General features: G+C 66.8%; 18 protein-coding genes. 3 read left to right on the forward strand and 15 right to left on the reverse strand.

The features are described from left to right. Positions 1 to 45 precede the first annotated feature (45 nt). Both N440_RS10760 and N440_RS10765 read right to left on the reverse strand, forming a co-directional pair. Positions 46 to 534, reverse strand: coding sequence for a DUF4952 domain-containing protein (locus N440_RS10760; RefSeq protein WP_133935067.1), 489 nt, complete (start codon positions 532 to 534; stop codon positions 46 to 48). Between the two features lie 48 nt (positions 535 to 582). Continuing rightward, the gene (locus N440_RS10765; protein ID WP_133935068.1) at positions 583 to 1,488 is read right to left on the reverse strand and encodes a LysR family transcriptional regulator; all 906 of its coding nucleotides are present in this window, start codon (positions 1,486 to 1,488) and stop codon (positions 583 to 585) included. Positions 1,489 to 1,607: 119 nt separating this feature from the next. Between N440_RS10765 and N440_RS10770 the strand changes: the two genes are divergently transcribed. Then, the gene (locus N440_RS10770) at positions 1,608 to 2,597 is read left to right on the forward strand and encodes a zinc-dependent alcohol dehydrogenase family protein (RefSeq protein WP_133935069.1); all 990 of its coding nucleotides are present in this window, start codon (positions 1,608 to 1,610) and stop codon (positions 2,595 to 2,597) included. Positions 2,598 to 2,604: 7 nt separating this feature from the next. Here N440_RS10770 and N440_RS10775 read toward each other — a convergent pair whose 3' ends face one another. The 7 genes from N440_RS10775 to ligA all read right to left on the reverse strand — a co-directional run bounded on the left by N440_RS10775 (position 2,605) and on the right by ligA (position 14,158). Continuing rightward, positions 2,605 to 5,157: a membrane-bound PQQ-dependent dehydrogenase, glucose/quinate/shikimate family gene (locus N440_RS10775; RefSeq protein WP_133935070.1), complete on the reverse strand. Its 2,553-nt coding sequence runs from the start codon at positions 5,155 to 5,157 to the stop codon at positions 2,605 to 2,607. A 130-nt stretch (positions 5,158 to 5,287) separates the two neighbouring features. Further along, positions 5,288 to 8,002: a DNA gyrase subunit A gene (gene gyrA, locus N440_RS10780; RefSeq protein ID WP_133935071.1), complete on the reverse strand. Its 2,715-nt coding sequence runs from the start codon at positions 8,000 to 8,002 to the stop codon at positions 5,288 to 5,290. Positions 8,003 to 8,218: 216 nt separating this feature from the next. Further along, a complete protein-coding gene (mtnA, locus tag N440_RS10785; RefSeq protein WP_133935072.1) occupies positions 8,219 to 9,283 on the reverse strand; it encodes an S-methyl-5-thioribose-1-phosphate isomerase in 1,065 nt (354 codons plus the stop codon). A 47-nt stretch (positions 9,284 to 9,330) separates the two neighbouring features. Continuing rightward, positions 9,331 to 10,059: a DUF3011 domain-containing protein gene (locus tag N440_RS10790; RefSeq protein ID WP_133935073.1), complete on the reverse strand. Its 729-nt coding sequence runs from the start codon at positions 10,057 to 10,059 to the stop codon at positions 9,331 to 9,333. Between the two features lie 139 nt (positions 10,060 to 10,198). After that, positions 10,199 to 11,155: an EF-P lysine aminoacylase EpmA gene (gene epmA, locus N440_RS10795; RefSeq protein WP_133935074.1), complete on the reverse strand. Its 957-nt coding sequence runs from the start codon at positions 11,153 to 11,155 to the stop codon at positions 10,199 to 10,201. Continuing rightward, a complete protein-coding gene (locus tag N440_RS10800) occupies positions 11,152 to 11,637 on the reverse strand; it encodes a GNAT family N-acetyltransferase (RefSeq protein WP_040007425.1) in 486 nt (161 codons plus the stop codon). The genes epmA and N440_RS10800 overlap by 4 nt, the downstream gene beginning before the upstream one ends. 49 nt (positions 11,638 to 11,686) lie before the next feature. Further along, positions 11,687 to 14,158, reverse strand: a complete 2,472-nt coding sequence (gene ligA, locus N440_RS10805; protein ID WP_208322806.1) for an NAD-dependent DNA ligase LigA — start codon at positions 14,156 to 14,158, stop codon at positions 11,687 to 11,689. Between the two features lie 231 nt (positions 14,159 to 14,389). On the opposite strand from ligA, the gene N440_RS10810 reads away from it, so the two are divergent. Then, on the forward strand, positions 14,390 to 15,514 hold the full coding sequence (locus tag N440_RS10810; protein ID WP_133935076.1) for a pyridoxal phosphate-dependent aminotransferase: 1,125 nt from the start codon (positions 14,390 to 14,392) through the stop codon (positions 15,512 to 15,514). Positions 15,515 to 15,565: 51 nt separating this feature from the next. Here the strand turns inward: N440_RS10810 and zipA are convergent, their stop codons facing one another. The 6 genes from zipA to N440_RS10840 form a co-directional block, all read right to left on the reverse strand. After that, entirely contained in the window at positions 15,566 to 16,303 is a 738-nt protein-coding gene (gene zipA, locus N440_RS10815; protein WP_053450220.1) for a cell division protein ZipA, read from the reverse strand. A 46-nt stretch (positions 16,304 to 16,349) separates the two neighbouring features. Continuing rightward, on the reverse strand, positions 16,350 to 19,853 hold the full coding sequence (gene smc, locus N440_RS10820) for a chromosome segregation protein SMC (protein WP_133935077.1): 3,504 nt from the start codon (positions 19,851 to 19,853) through the stop codon (positions 16,350 to 16,352). 259 nt (positions 19,854 to 20,112) lie between these two features. Then, positions 20,113 to 20,562 carry a 50S ribosomal protein L9 gene (gene rplI, locus N440_RS10825; protein ID WP_006452981.1) on the reverse strand — a complete coding sequence of 150 codons (450 nt, stop codon included), beginning with the start codon at positions 20,560 to 20,562 and terminating at the stop codon, positions 20,113 to 20,115. A 105-nt stretch (positions 20,563 to 20,667) separates the two neighbouring features. Beyond that, positions 20,668 to 20,898: a 30S ribosomal protein S18 gene (rpsR, locus tag N440_RS10830; protein WP_002804494.1), complete on the reverse strand. Its 231-nt coding sequence runs from the start codon at positions 20,896 to 20,898 to the stop codon at positions 20,668 to 20,670. A gap of 11 nt (positions 20,899 to 20,909) precedes the next feature. Next, complete coding sequence (gene rpsF / locus N440_RS10835) at positions 20,910 to 21,347, reverse strand: 30S ribosomal protein S6 (RefSeq protein ID WP_006452997.1); 438 nt, start codon at positions 21,345 to 21,347, stop codon at positions 20,910 to 20,912. A gap of 222 nt (positions 21,348 to 21,569) precedes the next feature. Next, positions 21,570 to 21,908 (reverse strand): iron-sulfur cluster assembly accessory protein, encoded by a 339-nt coding sequence (locus N440_RS10840; protein ID WP_006452998.1) that lies wholly within the window; start codon positions 21,906 to 21,908, stop codon positions 21,570 to 21,572. A gap of 128 nt (positions 21,909 to 22,036) precedes the next feature. On the opposite strand from N440_RS10840, the gene asnS reads away from it, so the two are divergent. Next, entirely contained in the window at positions 22,037 to 23,431 is a 1,395-nt protein-coding gene (asnS, locus tag N440_RS10845) for an asparagine--tRNA ligase (protein ID WP_133935078.1), read from the forward strand. Positions 23,432 to 23,455: the final 24 nt, after the last annotated feature.

A 23,455-nucleotide genomic window follows, 5' to 3' on the forward strand; every position in this document is an offset into this window, starting at 1 on the left:
AAATCGGGGAGCCCGCGCTTCGCGGCGATAGCGGCCGCATCGACGCTAGGGACTCTGCCGCAACACCTCCACCGTGACGTTGAACGCCTCGATGCGCCGCCACTCGCTGCGCTGATGCGGCAGCGATTCCACGCCCATCCCGATCCGGTACTTCACCGCGTCCGGATCTTCGCGCCAGGTATAAGGCGCACCATTGCTCCAGCCACAGCAGGTGTAGCGCAGCATCGGCATCCCAAACGTCGCATGCAGATACGCTTCGACCTGCTCGGCGCGTGCGCCGGCAACGCGGTAGTGGGCTTCCATGGGCTTGATGTAGGACGCGTCGTCCTGGCTGCAGCCCACGTATTCCAGCCCTACGGGCTTCCGCCCCATCGCCTGCAGGAAATCCTGGCACGGGGTATCGGGTCGCACCAGGCCATCGGCACGTCCCTGCTGCTCCCACTCGGCCAGCGCCTGTGCAGGCGCGCCGCCGCCGGACAACGACGCCAGCAGCAGGACGCCGCGGGCATGATCGAACAGAGAAAAAGAGATCACAGGGCGATCCTTCGCAGGTGGTTGCAGAAATGCTGACCGATGGCCGCGCTACCGCCGCGCCATGCTCTGCTCGCTGAACCGCGCCACGCAGAAATCCACGAAGCTGCGCAGCTTGGGCGTCACCTGGCGGTCGCGCGGGTACAGCAGATGGATCCAGGTCGACACCGGCTCGAACGTCGGCAGCACTTCCACCAGATCACCGCGTGCGAGCGCCGCCGAGAGCATTTCGTAGGGCTGCAGGATCAGCCCCAACCCACCGACCGCCGCAGTCAGCAGTGGCTCGGCCTGGTTGACCATGAAGCGGCTGGACACCGGCACGGTCAGCACGCTGCCCTCGGCATCGCGGAAGCTCCATCGCGTGCGGATGATCGAATGCGCGAAGCCCAGGCACTCGTGACGGCTCAGATCGGTTGGATGGACAATGGCCGGGCGCGAGGCCAAGTATGCCGGCGATGCGCACAGCACCAGCGGATACGGCCCCAGCCGCCGCGCCACCAATCCGCTGGCGGCCAGGTCACCGGTACGGAATACCAGGTCGTAACCGTCTTCGACGATGTTGACCAGGCTGTTGGACAGGTTCAGATCGACCTGCACATCCGGGTACTGCTGCATGTAAGCCACCACCGCCGGGCCCAGCGCGTGCACGCCGAAGGTGACCGGTGCGCTGATGCGCAGGCGCCCCATCGGCCGTCCGCGTGCCACCTCGGCCAGCTGCTCGGCGCCCTCCACCTCTTCCAGGATCACCCGCGCCCGCGCCAGGAAGGCCTGGCCGAAGTCGGTCAGGCTCTGCTTGCGCGTGGTGCGGTTGAGCAGGCGCACGCCCAGGTGCTGCTCCAGCGCCTGGACGTGCTTGCCGACCAGTTGCGGCGACAGGTCCAACACGTCGGCAGCGGCGGCGAAGGAGCCGACTTCGGCCACCTTGGCGAAGGTCCGGAGGGGAGTAATCAGGTCCATTGCAAATGTATTTTTTTCAATGAAACGCCAGATTACCCATTATTCTTGATGCAGACCACGCGCATAGTGGCCGCCACTTCCCCGCCGGCCCCACCGCCGGCCCCTCCCTGGAGCCCCCCATGAGTCAGGTTGTCCGCATCCACGAATATGGCAATGCCGATGTACTGCGCATCGACGACATCGACGTTCCCGCCCCCGCCGCCGACGAAGTCCAGATCCGCGTCAAGGCCATCGGCCTGAACCGCGCCGAGGTGATGTTCCGCAATGGCGCTTACCTGCAGCAAGCGCAGTTCCCCAGTCGCCTCGGTTACGAAGCGGCCGGCGTGGTCGAAGCCATCGGCAGTGCCGTGGACGGATTCAGCGCGGGCGATGCGGTCAGCGTGGTCCCACCCCTGGATATCGCGCGCTGGGGCACCTATGGAGAATTGGCCAACGTGCCGGCGCGACTGGTGGTCAAACATCCGCAGACACTGGACTTTGAAACGGCCGCCGCAGTGTGGATGCAGTACGTCACCGCCTGGGGCGCGCTGCTGGAACAGGCGCATCTGACCGCCGGGGATTTCGTCATCATCACCGCCGCCAGCAGCAGCGTTGGCCTCGCCGCCATCCAGATCGCCAATGCCGTAGGCGCCACGCCCATCGCGGTCACGCGTGGCCCGGGCAAGCGCCAGGCCCTGCTCGATGCCGGTGCCGCCCATGTCATCGCCACCGAGGAACAGGATCTGGTGGCCGAAGTAGCGCGCATCACCGAGGGCGCCGGTGCCCGCGTGGTGTTCGATCCGATCGGTGGCCCGCAGTTCGTGCCGCTGACCGAATCGATGGCGCGTGGCGGCATCCTGCTGGAGTACGGCGCGCTGAGCAGCGAACCCACGCCGTTCCCATTGTTCAACGTGCTGGGCAAATCGCTCACGTTGAAGGGTTATCTGTATTCGGAAATCGTCTCCGACGATGCCGCACTGGCCCGGGCCAAGGCGTTCATCGTCGATGGCCTGGACAAGGGCACGCTGGCCCCGAAGATCGCCAGGGTGTTCCCGTTCGCGCAGATCCAGGACGCACACCGCTACCTGGAATCAAACGAGCAGATCGGCAAGGTGGTGGTGACGGTTTGATCGGTCATCAGGGAGCGCGGGCGGCGACCGGCCGCCCCGGTTCCGGCAGCGCATAGGCCATCACGTAATCGCCGCTCGGGGTTTCCATGAAATGGTGGCCGCCGGCCATGATCACCACGTACTGGCGCCCGCCCTGCTCGTACACCATCGGGTTGGCCTGCCCGCCCGCCGGCAGCTTGGCATGCCACAGTTCCTTGCCGGTCTTCAGATCGATGGCGCGCAACAGGTCATCGGTGGCGGCAGCGATGAAGATCAGGCCACTGGCGGTCACCACCGAACCGCCGTTGTTGGGCGTGCCGATCTCGATCGGCAGGCCCGAACGGATGCCGAACGGTCCATTGCCACGGGCGCTGCCGAACGGTCGGTCCCACAGCAGCTTGCCGGTGCGCAGGTCGATGGCCCGGATGCCGCCATACGGGGGTTGCTTGCACAGCAAACCGGTGAACGGCAGCCGCCAGCCGGCATTGACCTGGATGGCGTACGGCGTGCCCACCTGCGGGTCGCCCGCACCTTCGGCGCCGCCCTTGTCGAACCGGATCTTCTCGCGTGGCAGCCAGCCCAGCCGGTCGGCCTCGGCACGCGGCACCAGCCGGTTGTAGTTGGGCATGTCGTTGTAGTTGGCCACGACCACGCCGCGACGGGTATCGATGGACACGCTGCCCCAGTCCGAGCCGCCGTTGTAGCCGGGGTACTCGATGGAATGACGATCACTGCTCGGCGGTGTGTAGAAGCCTTCGTAGTACGCCTTGCGGAACTGGATGCGGCAGACCAGCTGGTCGATCGGGGTCAGCCCCCACATGTCACGCTCGGTCAGGTCATGCTCGCGGCGCAGCGTGTGGTACAGCGAGAACAGCTGGGTAGGTGAGCGCTGTTCGGGCTCGACACCGCCGACAGGTACTTTGCGCTCTTCGGCGGCGCTCAGCAGCTGGCCGTTGCGGCGGTCGAGGATGTAGATGTCGCCCTGCTTCGTCGGCAGCAGGATCGCCGGCACCTTGCCGGCTGCCGTTGGATAGTCGATCAGGCTGGCCTGCGAGCCCAGGTCGTAGTCCCAGACATCCTTGCGCACCGCCTGGAAATGCCAGGCCGGCTTGCCGGTGGCCACATCGATGGCCACCAGCGAGGTCGCGTAGCGGTTCTGGTTTTCCGTGCGCGAACCACTCCAGTAGTCGCCGGCCGAATTGCCCAGCGGCAGGTAGACCAGCCCCAATGCCTCGTCACCGGTAGCCGTGGTCCACATGTTCGGCGTGCCACGCGTATAGGTCTGTTCGCGCGGCGGCAGGCCGTTGCGATCGGGCTGATCCATGTCCCACGCCCAGCGCAGCTTGCCGGTGATCGCGTCGTAGGCCTGGATCACCCCCGACGGTGCGTCACGACGCTGCCCGTCCAGCACCTGGTGGCCGGTGACGATCACCCCGCGCACGATGGCCGGCGGCGAAGTGATCGACACGTATCCCGGCGGTACCTCGCCCATGCCCAAGGTGATGTCGACCTGTCCGTTGTTGCCGAAGTTGGCGCAGGGCCGGCCGCTGTCCGCATCCACCGCGATGAGGCGGCCGTCCAGCGTGCCTTCGATGATGCGCGCCCAGCAGGCCGGATGGCTGCCCGGCGCAGCACTCCGGGTCACGCTGGGCGGTGGCTCCGGCAGTGCCAGATCGGCAGCGACATCCGCCAGTGCCGCATCGGCCAGGGTCGGTGCGCTCGGTTGCTGGTAGTAACTCACACCGCGACAGGCGGCGGTGTACGGGATCGAGGCATCCTTCACTTTGGGATCGAACCGCCACAGCTCCTTGCCGCTGGCGGCATCAAGCGCGATCAGCCGGTTGCGGGCGGTGCACAGGTACAGGCGGTCGCCGATCTTCAGTGGTGTGGTTTCCGCGCCCCAGCGCTTCCTGGGCAGGTCACCGGTCCGGAACTGCCAGGCCAGCTGCAGCGTGCCGACGTTGGCCGGCGTGATCTGCTGCAGCGGCGAGTAGCGGGTGCCGGCGTTGCTGCGGCCCCACGCCGGCCAGTCGCCCTCGGCAGGCTGGTCGGCCGGCTGCAGGCCGGTGGTGTCCCGGGTCGGCTCCAGGCCGGCACTGGCTGCACCTTCCGGGAAAGGCTGATGCCCATCCACTTCGCCGTGCGGTGCGAAGGCCAGGCCGAAGGCCGCCACGAACACCAGCATCAGCACAGCGGCCACCGCACGCGAGAGCCGCCTGGGAACCGGAGTACGCAGGGTCGGCGTCAACAGTGCCAGCACGATGCCCAGCGCGGTTACCAGGCCCAGACGCGGCACCCAGCGCCAGTAGTCACTGCCCGATTCCCACCAGGTCCACAGCAGCGTGCCGAGGAACACCAACGCGTACAGCAGCGCACCGCTGCGGCGGTTGCCGAACAACAGGATGCCGCTGGCCAACAGGCCGAGCCCGGCGATCGCATAGTAGGCCGAGCCACCGAGGCTGAGCAGCCATGCGCCAAGCCCACCGATGACCAGGCCAAGCACCACCAGCAGCAGCGACAGCACGGTAACAAGGGGATGGCGGGAGGAAGGAGCAGAAGCGGACTGCGGCGTGGCGGACATCGTCGATCTCCGGGGCAGCATGCGCCCTTATCCCACCGCCTACGTGAAGCGCGCGCGTATATGTGGCATCCGGATACGACGACGCCGGCACAGGGCCGGCGTCGTCGGGTACCTCAACCTGGCGGCAGGATCACTCCTGCGCGGCGTCTTCGCTGCCGGCAGCAGCCGGGATGCCGTCGGTCGCGGCGGGGGCGGCGGCGGCCACCTCGTCCTCGTCCTCGTCGATCGAGGCATCCATGCGCTCAACCGCCTGCAGCTTCTCGTCCTTCGACAGGCGGATCAGGGTCACGCCCTGGGTGTTGCGGCCGACGCGGCTGATTTCCGAGCCACGGGTACGCACCAGGGTACCGCCGTCGGAGATCAGCAGGACCTCGTCGCTGGAGCCCATCAGCACCGCGGCCACCAGCTTGCCGTTGCGCTCGGTGGTCTGGATGCCGATCACGCCCTGCGTGCCACGGCCCTTGCGCGGGTAGTCCGGCAGCGGGGTGCGCTTGCCGTAGCCGTTCTCGGTGGCGGTGAGGATGTACTGCACGCTGGCGTCGTCGGCGCCGTCGATCACCGCATCGCCATTGGCTGCGATGTCCTCGACACCGTTGTCGTCCTCGTTCTCGTCCTCGATGCCGCCGGCACTCTCGGCCACGATCAGGCTGACCACTTCCTCGCCGGCCGGCATCTTGATGCCACGCACGCCGGTTGCGGTACGGCCCATCGAGCGGACCTTGTCCTCGCCGAAGCGCACGGTCTTGCCGTTGGAGGCGAACAGCAGGATGTCACGCTCACCGTCGGTCAGGCCGACGCCGACCAGGGCATCGCCCTCGTCCAGGTTGATCGCGATCTTGCCGCGGGCCAGGCGGAAGGCGAACTCGCCCAGCGGGGTCTTCTTGACCGTACCGTTCTTCGTGGCGAAGAACACGAACTGGCCATCGGCGTATTCGCGCACCGGCAACACGGCCTGCACGCGCTCGCCCGGCTCCAGCGGGATCCAGTTGATGATCGGACGGCCGCGGGCGTTGGAACCGGCTTCCGGCAGCTGGTAGACCGGCAGCCAGAACACCTTGCCCGAACTGGTGAAGGTCAGCAGCGTGTCATGCGTGTTGACCAGCCACAGCTGTTCGATGAAATCCTCTTCCTTGGTCGCCGCCGCACTGCGGCCACGGCCACCACGGCGCTGCGCGCGGTAGACGCTCACCGGCTGGCGCTTCACGTAGCCGGCATGCGACACGGTGACCACCACGTCTTCCGGCGCGATCAGGTCGAGGATGTCCAGGTCTTCTTCGCTGTGGCGGATCTCGGTGCGACGCTCGTCGCCGAATTCGGCCTTGACGTTGACCAGTTCCTCGCGGATCACCTGCAGCAGGCGGTCGGGATCTTCCAGGATGTGGATCAGCCCGGCGATCACTTCCAGCAGCTGCTTGTACTCGTCGGTCAGGCGGTCCTGCTCCAGCCCGGTCAGGCGGTGCAGGCGCATTTCCAGGATCTGGGTGGCCTGGATTTCGGTCAGCTGGTAGCCGCCCTCGATCAGGCCCACGCCCTTGGGCAGGTCTTCCGGACGCGAGGCTTCGGCACCGGCGGCGCCCAGCATCGCACCGACCAGGCCCGGCTCCCACACGCGTGCCAGCATGCGCTCGCGGGCTTCGTTCGGGTTCGGCGAGGTCTTGATCAGCTCGATCATCTCGTCGATGTTGGCCAGCGCGACGGTCAGGCCTTCCAGCACGTGGGCACGAGCGCGCGCCTTGCGCAGCTCGAACACGGTGCGGCGGGTGACCACTTCGCGACGGTGGCGGACGAACGCCTCCAGCATCTGCTTGAGGTTCATCAACTGCGGACGGCCATCGACCAGCGCCACCATGTTGATGCCGAACACCGACTCCATCTGCGTCTGCTGGTAAAGGTTGTTCAGCACAACCTCGGCAGATTCACCGCGCTTGATCTCGATGTAGATGCGCATGCCGTCCTTGTCGGACTCATCGCGCAGCTCGCTGATGCCTTCGATCTTCTTTTCCTTGACCAGCTCGGCGATCTTCTCGATCAGACGCGCCTTGTTCACCTGGTAAGGAATTTCAGTGACGATGATCGATTCGCGGCCGTTGTCGGCCACTTCGATATCGGCCTTGGCACGGATGCGCACGCGGCCACGGCCAGTGCGGTAGCCGGCGACGATGCCGGCGGTGCCGTTGATGATGCCGGCGGTCGGGAAGTCCGGGCCCGGGATGTACTCCATCAGGCCGTCGACATCGATGTCCGGGTTATCGATCAACGCGATGCAGGCGTTGATCGATTCGCTCAGGTTGTGCGGCGGGATGTTGGTCGCCATGCCCACCGCGATACCGGCCGAACCATTGACCAGCAGGTTCGGGAACCGGGTCGGCATGACCGTCGGCTCCAGTTCCTTTTCGTCGTAGTTGGGCTGGAAATCGACGGTTTCCTTGTCGATGTCCGCCATCAGCTCATGCGCCAGGCGCGACATGCGCGCCTCGGTGTATCGCATCGCCGCAGCGGAGTCGCCGTCGATCGAACCGAAGTTACCCTGGCCGTCGACCAGCATGTAGCGCAGCGAGAACGGCTGTGCCAGGCGCACCAGCGTGTCGTACACCGACTGATCGCCATGCGGGTGGTACTTACCGATGACGTCACCGACGATACGCGCCGACTTGAAGTAGGGCTTGTTGCTGTGCGCGTTCAACTCGTTCATCGCGAACAGCACGCGACGATGCACCGGCTTGAGGCCGTCGCGCGCATCCGGGAGCGCGCGCCCCACGATCACGCTCATGGCGTAATCGAGGTAGCTCTTGCGCATCTCGTCTTCCAGGTTGACCTGGATGATTTCCTTGGCGGTTTCTGCCATTCGGGTTCCGTTGTCTGGTAGCGGTCCAGTCCGGCGCAGCCCTCTGCGGGAGGGGGTCGTGCCGGAACCTCGATTCAACCTGTGGATACTACCACAACAGGCCGTTTTCCGCCTCCCTTTACGGGGATTTTACCGGCACAAATCAGGAACTTAGGGGTTGCCGGCCAGCGGCCGGAACGCCCCGGGGTGGAGCTCACGCTGCCCCTCCCCTGCGCTTCAACCGCCGAAGGCAGTGCGCATGTTCTCCACGGTCGGGTTCAGGATCACCCCGCGCTCGGTCACGATGGCGTCGATCAGCTCGCCCGGGGTGACGTCGAATACCGGGTTCCAGGCGGCAATACCCTCGGCCACGGTGCGGGTGCCACCCACGCCGTACAGCTCGCCCGGGTCGCGCTGCTCGATCTCGATCTGGCTGCCGTCCACGGTCTCCATGTCCACGGTGGAAGACGGTGCCACGACCATGAACCTGACGCCGTGGTGGCGGGCCGCGATGGCAAGCTGGTAGGTGCCGATCTTGTTGGCGGTATCGCCATTGGCGCAGATGCGGTCCGCGCCGACGATCACCCACTGCACGGCGCCGGTCTTCATCAGATGCGAGGCCGCCGAGTCGGCGATCAGGGTGGCGTCGATGCCATCCTGCTGCAGCTCCCACACGGTCAGGCGTGCCCCCTGCAGCCACGGTCGGGTCTCGCCGGCGAAGACGCGGGCGATACGGTGCTGGGCCATGCCGGCACGGATCACACCCAGTGCGGTACCGAAACCGGCGGTGGCCAGCGAACCGGTGTTGCAATGGGTCAGCACGCCGCTGCCAGCGTCGATCAGGCCCGCGCCCAGTGCCCCCATGTGGCGGTTGGCGGCCAGGTCTTCCTCGGCGATGGCCTGCGCTTCCGCGGCCAGCAGCACCTTCCAGTCCGGGCCGGCAGCGCTCAGGCAGCGGCGCATGCGTGCCAGCGCCCAGGCCAGGTTGACCGCGGTCGGACGCGAAGCGTTCAACCGTTGCAGCGCCGGTTCCAGCTGCTGCAGTGCCTGCACGCCATCGGCCGCCTGCACATCACGCGCCGCCAGCACCACGCCCCAGGCAGCCGCAATACCGATCGCCGGCGCACCGCGCACGGTCAGCGCGTGGATGGCCGCCGCCACGTCGTCACTGTCATGGCAGACCACATGCTCGACCACGAACGGCAGCTTGCGCTGGTCCAGCAGTTGCAGGGCATCGCCGGTCCACAGGATCGGGCGGATGTGGTCGTAGCGGGCGTAATCGATGTCGGAGGCAGTGTTCATGGGCTCATTGTAGGGCCACGACCTGCAGGGTTGGAGCCCGCCCGGGCTCAATTCACCGAGAATTCGGCACGGCAGCCGCCATCCACCCAGATCCCGTTGCGGTTCCAGCCCCAGGTACTGCCTTCCTCACAGGGCGTGCTGGACAGCTGCTCGGAAACGGCGGCCCCCACCGAGATGCTGGCACCGCAGAAGCGGCGCTTCTTCGACTTGGATTCGCAGGTCAACCTGCGCGGCACGTCGACGAAGCGGCCCTCATCATCGGCCACTTCGAAATCGCCCTGGCAACCGCGGCTGGTCCACACCTCATTGCGCTTGTAGCCCCAGCCCTGCCCTTCCCGGCACGGCAGCGCCGACAGCTGCCGCAGCAGGCGTACCGGGGCGCCGTCCAGACGCACCGGGCAGCTCTGCGGGCGGCCATTGGATTCACACCGCACCACGCGGCGGACCAGGCGCTTGCCTTCAGTGACCGCAGCCGTGGCGCCGGCAGCGCGACGGGCGCGGAACTCGGCACGGCAGCCCAGGGTGACCCACACGCCACTGCGGTCGGTTCCCCATTCGCTGCCGCGGATGCAGCTGTTGTTGGACAGCTGGCGGACCAGGTCGACGCCGTTGCTGACATCGATATCGCAATGCACCCACGCCATGTCACGCGATTCGCAGGTCACCACTGCATCGTCGTAGCCCACCTGCTGCGCAGACGCCGATGACGGCAGCCAGGCACCCCAGAGCGCGATGGAGTACACCGGTGCAGCGACGACCGCAAACCACTTGACCAATGCCTTCCCCAACAGGAGTGGACGAATTCCGATGCCAGTGTCTCGCATCTGCCGTGATAAGAGCATCATCCTGCTTGCCGAAGCAAGCGCGCAGACGCGGCAATCCGTTCAGTCTTCGATGTTCAGGAAAGCGCAGCACTCACGCATGGGCGAAGTCGTAGGCCAGCACGTCGGCAATGCGTGGTGTGCGGTTCATCGCCATCAGCAGGCGATCGACACCGACGGCGACGCCGGCACAGGCCGGCATCGACGGCAATGCGGCCAGCAACGCTTCGTCCAGCGCCGGCTGCACCTGGCCGCGCTCATGCCGGCGCTGCAGGTCACGCTGGAAGCGCGCACGCTGTTCATGGGCATCGTTCAGTTCGTGATAGCCGTTGGCCAGCTCGACCGCCCCCAGGTACAACTCGAAACGTTCAGCCAGCGGCGGTGTGCCGGCACGGATGCGCGCCAGCGCGGCCTGGCTGGCGGGCCAGTCATGCACCACGGTCATCACCCCGTCATCGAAATGCGGCTGGATATGGTGGGTCATCAACAGATCCAGCCAGTCGTCGCGGGTCAGGCCGACCGGATCGATATGCACGTCGCCCAGTGCGGCTCGCAGTGCGGCCTCATCGGCGTCGAACGGGTCCACGCCCACATGCTGCTGGAACAGCTCGCGGTAGCTCAGCACGCGCAGCGACGCGCTGCGCCCGACCAGCGCCAGCGCTTGGCCGACCAGCTCGGCGGTTTCCTGCACCAGCCGGTGGTGGTCCCACCCCACCCGGTACCACTCCAGCATGGTGAACTCCGGGTTGTGGCGGCCACCGGCCTCGCCATTGCGGAACACCCGGCCCAGCTCATAGCAGTCACCCACGCCCGCCGCCAGCAACCGCTTGAGCGGGTACTCCGGCGAGGTGCGCAGCCAGCGGCGACGGCCACCGGCATCGACATGGCCGCTGAAATCGGTATGGAAGCTGTCGATGTTCGGCTCGGTGTTGCCCGCCACCGACAGGATCGGCGTTTCCACCTCCAGTACATCGCGCTCGGCGAAGAAGCGACGCACCAGTGCATTGAGTGCGGCACGCTGCTGCAGCGTGCGCAGCAGGGCCGCGCTCACAGGATGCCCTCCGGGCGCGGGTGGTCCAGCGGCAGGGTCAGCAGGTCGCGGGTGTCATCGATGTAGCCGCTGGCCAGGTACAGTCGGCGGGCCAGTTCGTTGTGGTGGTTCACTTCCAGGCGCAGGCGGCTGACGCCACGCCCGCGGGCGCGCTGTTCGCAGATGGCCAGCGCCTGCTTGCCACGGCCACGACCGCGCGCGCGATGGCTCAGGTACAGCTCGTCCAGCAGCATGAAGTGGCCGCCCTGCTCCAGGCTGAAGCCCATCGCGATTACCGCGTAGCCCACCACTTCAGCCGCTTCGTCCAACCACAGCAGCACTTCGCCGTTGCGCGGGTCGGCCAGCAGTGCATCCACGCCGCGACGCACGCGCGCGTCATCGAAGTCGATCCTGTCTTCGGCATAGAACTCGCGCATCAACGCGATCAACCGTTCCTCGTCGGCGCGGGTGGCCAGGCGGAAATCCAGCGGGGCGGTCTGCATCGGTGTTCCTTTGTGTTTCATGCCGGGCGCGAGGCACCCGGCGGGGTCATCATTCGTGTTCGGCGAGGTAGGCCAGCAGGCGGTCTTCGTCCCACACCGGCACGCCCAGCGACTGCGCCTTGTCCAGCTTGGAGCCCGCTTCAGTACCGGCCACCACGAAGCTGGTCTTCTTCGAGACGCTGCCGGAGACCTTGGCACCGAGTGCTTCCAGGCGCTCCTTGGCGGCATCGCGGGTGAGCTGGGCCAGGGTGCCGGTCAGCACCACGGTCTGCCCATCCAGCGGACCGGCCACGATCTCGGCCAGCGCCGGCGCCTTGGCCAGGATCAGCCACATCGCCTTTTCGGCCGCCAGCAGCATCGCACCATGACCTTCGGTGTCCAACCAGTCGGCCAGACCGCGCGCGGTGTCGTCCGGCAGGCCCGCGTTGACGAACTGGCCATGTTCGGCATCCAGCACCGCCTGGGCACCCGGCAACGCCGCCACCAGTTTCTCCGCGCGCAGGCGGGTGATGCCGGGAATTTCCGATTCAACCAGCAGCTGTGCCAGATCCAGGCCTTCACGCAGCTTTGCGCTGGGCGCATGCACATCACTGATGCGTACCTGGCCGACCTGCAGCAGGTCATCGATGGCCTGCTGGTTGCCCTGCTGCTCGAAGAAATGGCCGAGCGAACGCGCCACTTCGCCACCGATGTCGGGCACGCGCTTGAACAACGGCCACGGCAGGTGGCGGATCAGCTCCAGATCACCGAACCACTGCGCCAGCGCCTTGGCCGTACTCTCGCCGACGTGTTCGATGCCGAGCGCGAACAGCAGCCGCTCCAGCGTGGCGGCGCGGCTTGCATCGATGGCCGCGATCAGGTTGTCGGCCCACTTGGTGGCGATCTTCTTCGTGTTCCATTCGAAGCTGGCCGGCTGTACCAGCGCCTGTGCGCGCCAGCCCGGATCATTCCCATCCAGTTTGAGCACCGCATTGAGCACCGCGCCGCTGCCTTCGGCCGGCAGGTGCAGCTTCAGCGCGGCGGCCAGAGCGGAAGGGTCTTCGGCATCCAGCACCAGCTTCAGGTGCAGCAGCTGGTCGCGGTTGAGCCGGTACAGGTCGGCCACGCTCTTGACGATGCCCGCGTCGACCAGGGTTTCAATGTACTTGTCACCCAAACCATCGATGTCCATCGCGCGGCGCGAGGCGAAGTGGGCAATGGCCTCCTTGCGCTGTGCCGGGCAGGACAGTTCGCCCGAGCAACGCCACGCTGCAGCGCCCTCCTCGCGCACGATTTCCGAGCCGCACACCGGGCAGCGCGTCGGCATCTGCCATGGCGTGGTGCCGGGCGGGCGGCGGTCGAGGATGACGCTGACCACTTCCGGGATCACATCACCGGCGCGGCGCACGATCACGCTGTCGCCCACGCGCACATCCAGCCGTGCGATCTGGTCGGCGTTGTGCAGGGTGGCGTTGGACACGATCACACCGGCCACCGCCACCGGCGCCAGGCGCGCGACCGGCGTCGCGGCACCGGTGCGGCCGATCTGGATCTCGATCGCTTCCACGGTGGTGCTCTGTTCCTGCGCCGGGAACTTGTGCGCGATGGCCCAGCGCGGCGCACGCGAGACGAAGCCCATCGCCTGCTGGCCGGCGCGGTCATCCAGCTTGTAGACCACGCCATCGATGTCGAACGGCAGGCCGTCGCGGCGCTCACCGATATCGCGGTAGTAGCCGAGCAGGCCGTCGGTGCCTTCCACCACCTTGCACAACTTGCTGACCGGAAAGCCCCAGGCACCGAGCTGGGCCAGGGTGCCGGAATGGGTGTCCGGCAACTCGCCGCCCTGCACCTCGCCGGTGCCGTAGGCGAAGAAGCTCAACCTGCGCTGTGCGCTGATCTTCGGGTCGAGCTGGCGCAACGAACCGGCAGCGGCATTGCGCGGATTGGCCAGTACCTTGCCACCCTGCTGGCGCGCACGTTCGTTGTAAGCCTCGAAGTCGGCGCGCGCCATGTAGACCTCGCCGCGCACCTCAAGTACGTCGGGCCAGTCCTTGCCATGCAGGCGCTTGGGAATGTCGCCGATCTCGCGCAGGTTGGCGGTCACGTCCTCGCCGGTACTGCCATCGCCGCGGGTGGCACCCAACACGAAATGACCTTCTTCATAGCGCAGGCTGATCGCCAGGCCATCCATCTTCGGCTCGGCCGAGAACTGCAGGCTGCGACGGCCCAGGCGCTCATCGATGCGACGCACGAAATCGGCCACTTCCTCATCGCTGAAGGCATTGGACAGCGACAGCATCGGCACCGCGTGGCGTACTTCCGGGAACCGGCCGGAGGGACGCGCGCCGACCTGCTGGGTCGGGCTGTCGGCCCGCGCCAGTTCCGGATGCTCGCGCTCCAGCGCTTCCAGTTCGCGCACCAGCCGGTCGTAGTCGACGTCGGGGATCTCCGGCGCGTCCAGCTCGTGGTAGGCGCGGTTGGCCTGGGCGATCTGCCGGCGAAGGTCTTCGGCGCGTTCGGCGGGGCGGGGGCTCATCGGGATCCGGTGGTTCTGGGATGGCCGGGGATTCTACCGCGCCCGGCCGTCAGGCCCTGTAACGCCGCCGCCCTTTGTAGCGTCGAGCCATGCTCGACTGGCGCTCCCCCGCCCTGGTAGGTGCCAACCTTGGTTGGCACATCTCCAATGGAGCATGGCTCGACTCCACAACAAGCGGGCTTGCCGCCCATCACCGCCAGCGTTAGCGTGCGTCGGTTGCCCTCTGGAATCCTGCCCGTGACCCTGCCTGCCTCCCGCCGCCACTTCCTGCAACTGGCCGGTGCCGGCCTCGCCCTGGCGGGCAGCGGCCTGCCCCGCCTCGGCCAGGCACAGCCTGCCGCGGTCGCGGCGCCTGCCCCTGCCGACGGCGCCGTGCTGCTGAATTTCAACGAATGCCCCTACGGCCCCTCGCCTGCAGCACAGCTGGCGGCGCGCGACAGCATCGCTCAATGTGGCCGCTATCGCTTCGAACTGGCTGCTCAGGTCCGCGACGCCTTCATCGAGCAGGCGCGCATTCCCGCCGACCACGTGCGCCTGTACCCCGGCTCCAGTGAACCACTGAACCGTGCTGCCACGCTGTGGACCGCCCCGCAGGCGGGACTGGTGGTGGCCGACCCCACGTTCGAGACGCTGGGCGAGGTCGCCGCCGCGCACGGTGCGTACGTGCAGAAGGTGCCGCTGCGCGATGACGGTGCACACGACCTGCGCGCGATGGTCGCCGCCGCGCATGCGCGCCCCACCGGGCTGCTGTACGTGTGCAACCCGAACAACCCGACCGGCTCGATCAGCCCAGCGGATGAGCTCGCCTGGCTGCTGGCCCACAAGCCGGCGTCGACCCGCGTGCTGGTCGACGAGGCCTACCTGCAGTACAGCGAGCAACCCAGCCTGATCGCGCAGGTGGCGCAGCGTGATGACCTGATCGTGCTGCGCACGTTCTCCAAGCTGTACGGGATGGCCGGCCTGCGCCTGGGCGTTGCGGCGGCCCATCCCGATCGCCTGCGCGAGCTGGCCAGCCTCGGCGACAACCCGCTGCCGGTGCCCGCACTGGCGGCGGCACTGGCCAGCCTTCGCGACCCGCAACTGATCCCGCAGCGACGACTGCAGAATGCGAAGGCACGACAGACCACCCTTGCATGGCTGGGCAAGCGCGGCTTCAGCTGCCTGCCCTCGGAGGCAAACTGCTTCGTGGTCGATGTCCAGCGCGACGGTGGCGCCTTCGCCAAGGCCATGGCGGAGAACGGCGTGGTGATCGGGCGCAGCTGGCCGATCTGGCCGCAGCGCGTGCGCGTCACCGTGGGTACCGAAGCGGAGATGGCGGCATTCCGCCAAGCGTTCGCGAAGGTGGCCGGCGTACCGGCATAACCCCGCCGGGTGGGTGCCGACCGTTGGCCGGCACATCACCCATAAAGGCGCTTACCAGCGCGGCGTCTTGGTCAGCGGCGGTGCCTGGTGCTGGCGGTCGTAGGCGCGCAGTTCGTCGCGGATGTGCGCGATGCGCTGGCGGCCCAGGGCATTGCGGCTGTCATCCAGCACCACGCCATCAAGCAGTTCGGCCATCCGCTGCACGGTCGGCAGCATCTTCTCCCAGGCGTCCAGCGCGGTCAGCGGCGCAGGCAGGGTCAGGAAGAAGGCAATCGCCGGGGTTTCCATGGCGCGGATGTTGGCCATGTCGAAGCTGCCCGGTTTCATGATGCTGGCCATCGAGAAGATCGGGCCGCGCTCGGGATGGGCCTCCACCAGGCGGTGGAAGACATTCATGTGGCCAAACACCAGGCCGGTCTTTTCGGCCGCGACCACGATGTCCTCGCCGCGCAGCTGCTCGCCGGCGCGGGCGGCCACGAACAACGAGACGATCTTGTCGAAGTCCTGGGTGGCGCGCTTGCCGAGATCGCTGGCCCCGGCGTCGGTGTCGGCCAGGCCGAGTTCGGCCTGCTCGCCTTCGCCGCCCATGCCCGGTTCGACCCGGCCATCGGCCACGGCGACGCCATCCTCGCCCAGCACCGGCTCGCGGCGCTCGCCACTGCTTGGCTCCGCGCTTTCCACGCGGCGCCCCTGGGGCTTCTTCTTCGGACGGCCAAACAGGAAGATCGCGGCGATCAACAGCAGGCCGGCGGCCAGGATGCCGATGCGCAACAGTGCCGTGTCGGACATTCGATAGGTTCTCCGGCTAGTTCATTCAGGTAACTAGGATGGCACGTCAGGCCGCGCCCGCCAATCGCGCGGCTTCTTCCAGGTCCACGCTGACCAGGCGGCTGACGCCCGGCTCGCGCATGGTCACGCCCGACAGCTGGTGGGCGGCTTCCATCGTGGCCTTGTTGTGGCTGACGAACAGGAACTGCACCTTCTCGCTCATTTCCTTGACCATGTTGGCCAGGCGGCCGACGTTGGCTTCGTCCAGCGGCGCGTCCACCTCGTCCAGCAGGCAGAACGGCGCCGGGTTCAGCTGGAAGATGGCAAACACCAGCGCCACCGCGGTCATCGCCTTCTCTCCACCGGACAGCAGCGAGATGCTGGAGACACGCTTGCCCGGCGGACGCGCCATGATGGTCACACCGGTGTCGAGCAGGTCTTCACCTGTCAGTTCCAGATAAGCATGGCCACCCCCGAACAGGCGCGGATACAGCGCCTGCACGCCCGCGTTGACGCGGTCGAAGGTGTCCTTGAAGCGGCCGCGGGTTTCACGGTCGATCTTGCGGATCGCATCTTCCAGCGTCTCCAGCGCGGTGGTCAGGTCCACATGCTGCGCGTCCAGGTACTCCGAACGCTGCGAGGCCTCGCCGTACTCGTGGATGGCCGCCAGGTTGACCGGCTCCAGCCGGCGCATGCGGCCGTCGATCTGGTGCACGGCCTGCTCCCAGTCGCCCAGGCGTGCATCTTCGGGCAAGGCATTGAGCACGTCCTGCAGCACGAACCCGGCCTTCTCCACCGCGCCCTGCAGGGTGTCCGCACTGAGCACCAGCGCCTGCTGGTCCAGCTTGCGCTGTGAAATACGCTCGCGCTGGGCCAGCGCCTGCTCGTCGCGCTGGTGACGGGTCTGCTCATAGTTGCGCAGCTCGGCGTCGATGCCATCGAGCAGCGTGCGCGCCTCGGTCAGCACGCGGTCGGCACGCACCCGTTCTTCCAGTGCGTTCTGGTGCTCGGCCTGCAGCGATTCGACCGGCGAATCACCTTCATCCAGCTGCGAGTGCAGTTCACCCAGGCGCGAATCCAGCTGCCCGCGCTGGGTACCCATGCGCTCCAGGGCCTGGCTCAGCGACGCCAGCTGCGCACGCTGCGATTCCAGGGTGAGCGCCAGCGAATGCGAGCGTTCGCGCACCGCACGCGCAGCATCACGGGCGAGGTCGCGCGCCTCGGTCAGCTGGCGGCGTTCGCCCTCCAAGCGCTGCCGGGTTGATTCCAGATCCCCCATGCTGCTGACCGCATTCTCCAACCGCGAGCGCGCTTCACGCGCCTGCGCGTTGTTGGCTTCCAGCGTTTCCTGCAGCTGCTTCAGTTCACCTTCGATGCGGTCGATGCGGGTACGAGCGGCTTCCACCTTGCCCTGCTGGCCCTGCAGCTGGCCGGCAAGCTCGGACACCGCACGGTGGGCCTGATACAACGTGCGTTGTGCGTCTTCGCGCTGCTGCTCGGCGGCCTGCAACTGCTCGCGGAAGCCGGCCAGCTGCTCTTCCAGCTCAGCCTCGCGATCCTGCAGCTGCTCGATCTGCTCGCGCAGTTCGTTGATCTCACGTTCGCGCAGCAATGCGCCCTGCTGGGCCGCACCCGAGCGCGAAACGCGCAGCCAGCCCTGGCCCAGGCGCTCGCCGTCCTGGGTGATGATCGAATCGCCTTCGGGCAGGCTGGCCTGCAGCGTCTTCGCCTCGGCCAGATCACGTGCACCGTGCAGGTGCGCCAGCAGGCGACGGATCGCGGCCGGGCCACGCACGCGTGCCGCCAGCGAGGTCGGGGCAACCTTCAGGTCCGCATCATCGTCGGCAACCAGCGCGATGTGACCTTCGCCCAGCTCACCCAGCGCATCGACCAGCCCGTCCGGGTCATCGACCAGCACGCCTTCGATCAACTGGCCGAGCGCACTTTCGACCGCATTTTCCCAACCAGCATCGACATCCAGGCGTTCGCCGACGCGCGCCGCCGAATCCAGTCCATGCGCCTTCAGCCAGGCCACGGCAGCGCCCTGCTCCTGGCCGAGCGCGGCCTGCTGCAGGGTTTCCAGCGATGCCAGGCGGCCGCGCAGCCCATTGGCCTGCTTGCGCAGTTCGGCCAGTTCGTTCTGGCCGTTGCGCTGCTGCTCCTGCACGGCTGCCACGCCCTGCTTGCGGTGTTCCACCTCTTCGCCCAGTTCGTCCAGCGCGGTCTTCTGCGTGTCGTGCTGCAGATGCAGCTGCTCGAAGGCTTCTTCCAACGCGTCCACGTCCAGCCCGGCGCGCTCGGCGGCCAGTGCTTCGCGGCGTCGGTCGGCGTCGAGGACCTGCTTGTCCAGGTAGTCCACGCGGGTGCGCTCGACATCGCCGGCACGCGAGGCTTCCGAACTCTGCGAGGTATGCTGTTCCCAGCGCTGCTGCCAGCTGGCCAGCCGCTCCTCGGCCTCGCGCAGGCTTTCCTGCTTGATCTCGTTCTCTCCCTGCAGCTCCTCCAGCTGCGGGGTGGCAGCCTCCACCGCCTCGCGCAGCACCATCAGCTTGGCCTCGTCGCCGCTGATGTGCTGGCCCAGTTCGGCCAGCGCCTGGCGGGTCTCGTCGCGGGCCTTGTGCAGGCGCTGCGACAGCTCGCGCTGGTGCTGGATCTGCTGCTCCAGGCGCGCCAGCGTGCTGCCGACCTGGTAGACCGCGGCCTGCGCGGTATTGAGCGCATCGGCGGCCTCTTCGCGACGCACGCGCGAGGTCTCGATGCGGGCCTCGGCATCGCGCTGGTCGGCGATCAGCTGCTGCAGCTTGGTCTCTTCCTGTGACAGGCCTTCGCGCAGCTTGGACAGGCGGCCGTCGAGCCCACGGAATTCCAGGGCCTTCCACTCGGCGTCCTTGACCCGGCGCTCTTCCTGCAGGGCCTGGTACTGCTCGGCCTGCCGGGCCTGGCGCTTGAGGTGCTCGAGCTGCTTGCCGATCTCGTCGCGCAGGTCGCCCAGCCGGTCCAGGTTCTCACGGGTGTGGCGGATGCGGGTCTCGGTCTCCTTGCGGCGCTCCTTGTACTTGGAGATACCGGCCGCCTCTTCCAGGTACACGCGCAGGTCTTCCGGGCGCGCCTCGATGATCTGGCTGATCATGCCCTGCTCGATGATCGAGTAGCTGCGCGGGCCCAGGCCGGTACCGAGGAACAGGTCGGTGATGTCGCGGCGACGGCACTTGGTGCCGTTGAGATAGTAGTTGCTGGTGCCGTCGCGGCTGACCGTGCGCTTGACCGAGATTTCGTTGAACGAGGCGTATTCGCCGGAAATCGTATGGTCGGAGTTGTCGAAGATCAGCTCGACGGTGGCCTGCGAGACCGGCTTGCGGGCGTTGGAGCCGGAGAAGATCACGTCGGTCAGCGAGTCGCCGCGCAGGCGGCTGGCCGAACTTTCGCCCATGACCCAGCGCACGGCGTCGATGATGTTCGACTTGCCGCAGCCATTGGGCCCCACCACGCCGGTCATGTTGGTCGGCAGGTGCAGGGTGGTCGGATCGACGAACGACTTGAAGCCGGACAGCTTGATCGTGGAAAGACGCATAGGGGTTCCGGACTGGGGCCGGCAAGCGGCCTGCGTTTACCCTCCAAGTCATTGATCCTGTTGGGATCGATGCCCGTGGAACGGGTGTGACGCCCTGAGTATACCGATGTGGCCGTGTTCTACGAATGGGCGTGGAACATTGTCCGGCCCCGCCCCGCCGGCCAGACATGGCGCAACGCTGAGAAAGCGGGCCATAAAACAAAACGGGCACCCTTGCGGGCGCCCGTTCTGCGGTGATTCCAGGCCTTGCGGCGTGGGATCAGGCTTCGGCGACGACGACGACCTTGACGGTGGTCTCGACGTCGGCGTGCAGGTGGACCAGCACGTCGTATTCGCCGATGTTGCGGAAGGCGCCTTCGCCCAGGATGACTTCGCTCTTGCTGACCGGCAGGCCGGCAGCGGTGAAGGCATCGGCGATTTCACGGGCGCCGACCGAGCCGTACAGCTTGCCTTCGGTCGAAGCGTTGGCGGCGATGGTCACGCTCGCGCCTTCCAGCTTGGCCTTGCGGGCGTCAGCGTCGGCGTGGATGGCCTGGGCCTTGGCTTCGTACTCGGCGCGCTTGGCTTCGAACTCGGCCTTGTTGCTCTCGGTGGCCGGCACGGCCTTGCCCTGCGGCACGAGGAAGTTACGGCCGTAGCCCGGCTTCACGTCGACCAGGTCGCCCAGGTTGCCGAGGTTGGTGACTTTCTGCAGGAGGATCAGCTGCATGGTATTGCTCCAGATGAGTTATTCGTTAGCGAGGCGATGCCCCGCAACAAAGGCTGTCCGAATAGCTGGCACAGCGGGGGCGGCACCGGGCCGCCCCGCCGGGCATCAGACGTCGTGGTTGTCGGTGTACGGAATCAGGGCCAGGAAGCGAGCGCGCTTGACGGCGGTCGCCAGCTGGCGCTGGTACTTCGACTTGGTACCGGTGACGCGGCTCGGCACGATCTTGCCGTTCTCGGTCAGGTACTGGCGCAGGGTGTTGAGATCCTTGTAGTCGATCTCCTTCACACCTTCAGCCGTGAACTTGCAGAACTTGCGGCGACGGAAGAACTTGGACATGGGAAGGCTCCTTAGGCGGCGGAAGCGGCGTCGTCGCCGGCTTCGTTGTCAGCGGTGGTGGTGGACTCGCCTTCTTCGTCGTCACGACGACGGCGCTCACCGCGCTCCGGCTTGTCACCCTTCTCGTCCTTGCTCTTCATGATCAGCGACTGCTCGGTGTCAGCCTCGTCACGCTTGATGACCAGGTTGCGCAGCACGGCGTCGTTGAAGCGGAAGCTTTCGGTCAGTTCGTTCAGAACGGCCTGGTCGGCTTCGATGTTCATCAGCACGTAGTGGGCCTTCACCAGGTTCTGGATCGGGTACGCCAGCTGGCGGCGGCCCCAGTCTTCCAGGCGGTGGATGGTGCCGTTGCCGTTCTCGACCAGCGACTTGTAGCGCTCGATCATGGCCGGGACCTGCTCGCTCTGGTCCGGGTGGACCATGAACACGATTTCGTAATGACGACTCATGTTTTTTCTACCTTTCGGATGTGGCCTTGCGGCCGGACAGCCCCCCGCCGTTGAGACCGCGGTGGGGCAAGGATTCCCGCCAGGAAGGCAGGAAGCCGCGCATTATGGCGCAGATGGAGGTGCCGGGCAACCGGCGGGCCACAGATCTACCTGAACAGGGGGCGCGGCCCCCTTGCCAACCCAGATGGGCCGCTACCAGACCGATCAGGCTCCCGTCGGCCCTCAGGCCTTGTCGGCGTCGGTGGTGAAGCTCTCGCCGCAGCCACACTCGGCGGTGGCGTTCGGGTTGCTGAACGTGAAGGTCTCGCTCAGGCCGTGCTTGCCGAAGTCGATCACGGTGCCGTCCACCAGCGCCAGGCTCTTGGCGTCGACGTAGATCTTCACGCCGTCCTGGTCGAACACGGTATCGCCCTCGCGCTCGTCGCGGGCCAGATCGGTCACGTGGCCCCAGCCGGAGCAGCCGGTCTTGGTCACGCCAAAACGCAGGCCCAGCGCACCGGGGGTCTGGGCGACGAAGCGCTGCACGCGCTCGAAGGCAATGGGGGTCAGGCTGACGGCCATGGGGCTACTCCAGAGGTACGGGGACATTATAAGGAGCCGTTGCCATGAAAAATGCCTCGCAAGCGGAACACTGCAACCGGTAAACTCCCGTGTTCACAGATCGAGTCGATCAGCAGAGGATTCAAGTCATGACGGTGGTCAGCGTTGAACATGCGCTTGCCGGGAAGATCCCGGAAGGCGGCGAAGTCACGGTACGCGGATGGGTGCGCACGGTGCGCGGTTCAGCGAATCTGGCCTTCGTGAATGTAAGCGACGGCTCCTGCTTCGCCCCGATCCAGGTCGTGGCCAACGACGCCCTGGCCAACTTCGATGAGATCAAGCGCCTGACCAGCGGCTGCTCGGTCATCGCCACCGGCACCCTGGTGAAGTCGCAGGGCAAGGGCCAGTCGTTCGAGATCCAGGCCAGCGCGCTGGAGGTGGTCGGCTGGGTCGAAGACCCGCTCACCTACCCGATCCAGCCCAAGCCGATGTCGCCGGAGTTCCTGCGTGAAGTGGCGCACCTGCGCCCGCGCACCAACCTGTTCGGCGCGGTCACCCGCATCCGCAACTGCCTGGCCCAGGCCGTGCACCGTTTCTTCCACGAGAACGGCTTCAACTGGATCAGCACGCCGATCATCACCACCTCCGACGCCGAAGGCGCCGGCCAGATGTTCCGCGTGTCCACCCTGGACATGGTGAACCTGCCGCGCGACGAGAAGGGTGCGATCGATTTCAGCCGCGACTTCTTCGGCAAGGAAACCTTCCTGACCGTGTCCGGCCAGCTGAACGTCGAGGCCTACTGCCTGGCGCTGAGCAAGGTCTACACCTTCGGCCCGACCTTCCGCGCCGAGAACAGCCACACCACCCGCCACCTGGCGGAGTTCTGGATGATCGAGCCGGAAATCGCCTTCGCCGACCTGGCCGAAGATGCGCGCCTGGCCGAAGAGTTCCTGAAGTACCTGTTCCGCGCGGTGCTGAACGAGCGCAGCGACGACCTGGCCTTCATCGCCGAGCGCGTGGACAAGAACGCGATCACCAAGCTGGAAGACTTCATCAACGCACCGTTCGAACGCATCGACTACACCGATGCGGTCAGCCTGCTGCAGAAGTCCGGCAAGAAGTTCGACTTCCCGGTCGAATGGGGCCTGGACCTGCAGACCGAGCACGAGCGCTGGCTGACCGAGGAACACGTCGGCCGCCCGGTGGTGGTGACCAACTATCCGGAGCACATCAAGGCCTTCTACATGCGCCTGAACGACGACGGCAGGACCGTCGCCGCGATGGACGTGCTGGCCCCGGGCATCGGCGAGATCATTGGCGGCAGCCAGCGCGAAGAGCGCCTGGACGTGCTGGACGCGCGCATGGCCCAGTTCGGCCTGGATCGCGAACACTACAGCTGGTACCGCGATTTCCGTCGCTATGGCTCGGTGCCGCACGCCGGCTTCGGCCTGGGCTTCGAGCGCCTGGTGGTGTACGTCTGCGGCCTGTCCAACATCCGCGATGCGATCCCCTACCCGCGCGCCCCGGGCAGCGCGGACTTCTAAGCCCCACACGACCACGGAGGTACT

The sequence above is a fragment of the Stenotrophomonas sp. CC22-02 genome, from assembly GCF_004365115.1.
In the GTDB taxonomy this organism is placed as follows: Bacteria; Pseudomonadota; Gammaproteobacteria; order Xanthomonadales; family Xanthomonadaceae; genus Stenotrophomonas; species Stenotrophomonas forensis.

Coding starts and splice junctions, on each gene's coding strand:
- N440_RS10775 (WP_133935070.1), bottom strand. CDS start 5,157: ATGTCCGCCACGCCGCAGTCCGCTTCTGCTCCTTCCTCCCGCCATCCC.
- mtnA (WP_133935072.1), bottom strand. CDS start 9,283: ATGAACACTGCCTCCGACATCGATTACGCCCGCTACGACCACATCCGC.
- N440_RS10770 (WP_133935069.1), top strand. CDS start 1,608: ATGAGTCAGGTTGTCCGCATCCACGAATATGGCAATGCCGATGTACTG.
- smc (WP_133935077.1), bottom strand. CDS start 19,853: ATGCGTCTTTCCACGATCAAGCTGTCCGGCTTCAAGTCGTTCGTCGAT.
- rpsR (WP_002804494.1), bottom strand. CDS start 20,898: ATGTCCAAGTTCTTCCGTCGCCGCAAGTTCTGCAAGTTCACGGCTGAA.
- N440_RS10765 (WP_133935068.1), bottom strand. CDS start 1,488: ATGGACCTGATTACTCCCCTCCGGACCTTCGCCAAGGTGGCCGAAGTC.
- N440_RS10800 (WP_040007425.1), bottom strand. CDS start 11,637: ATGCAGACCGCCCCGCTGGATTTCCGCCTGGCCACCCGCGCCGACGAG.
- rplI (WP_006452981.1), bottom strand. CDS start 20,562: ATGCAGCTGATCCTCCTGCAGAAAGTCACCAACCTCGGCAACCTGGGC.
- gyrA (WP_133935071.1), bottom strand. CDS start 8,002: ATGGCAGAAACCGCCAAGGAAATCATCCAGGTCAACCTGGAAGACGAG.
- zipA (WP_053450220.1), bottom strand. CDS start 16,303: ATGTCCGACACGGCACTGTTGCGCATCGGCATCCTGGCCGCCGGCCTG.
- asnS (WP_133935078.1), top strand. CDS start 22,037: ATGACGGTGGTCAGCGTTGAACATGCGCTTGCCGGGAAGATCCCGGAA.
- rpsF (WP_006452997.1), bottom strand. CDS start 21,347: ATGAGTCGTCATTACGAAATCGTGTTCATGGTCCACCCGGACCAGAGC.
- N440_RS10840 (WP_006452998.1), bottom strand. CDS start 21,908: ATGGCCGTCAGCCTGACCCCCATTGCCTTCGAGCGCGTGCAGCGCTTC.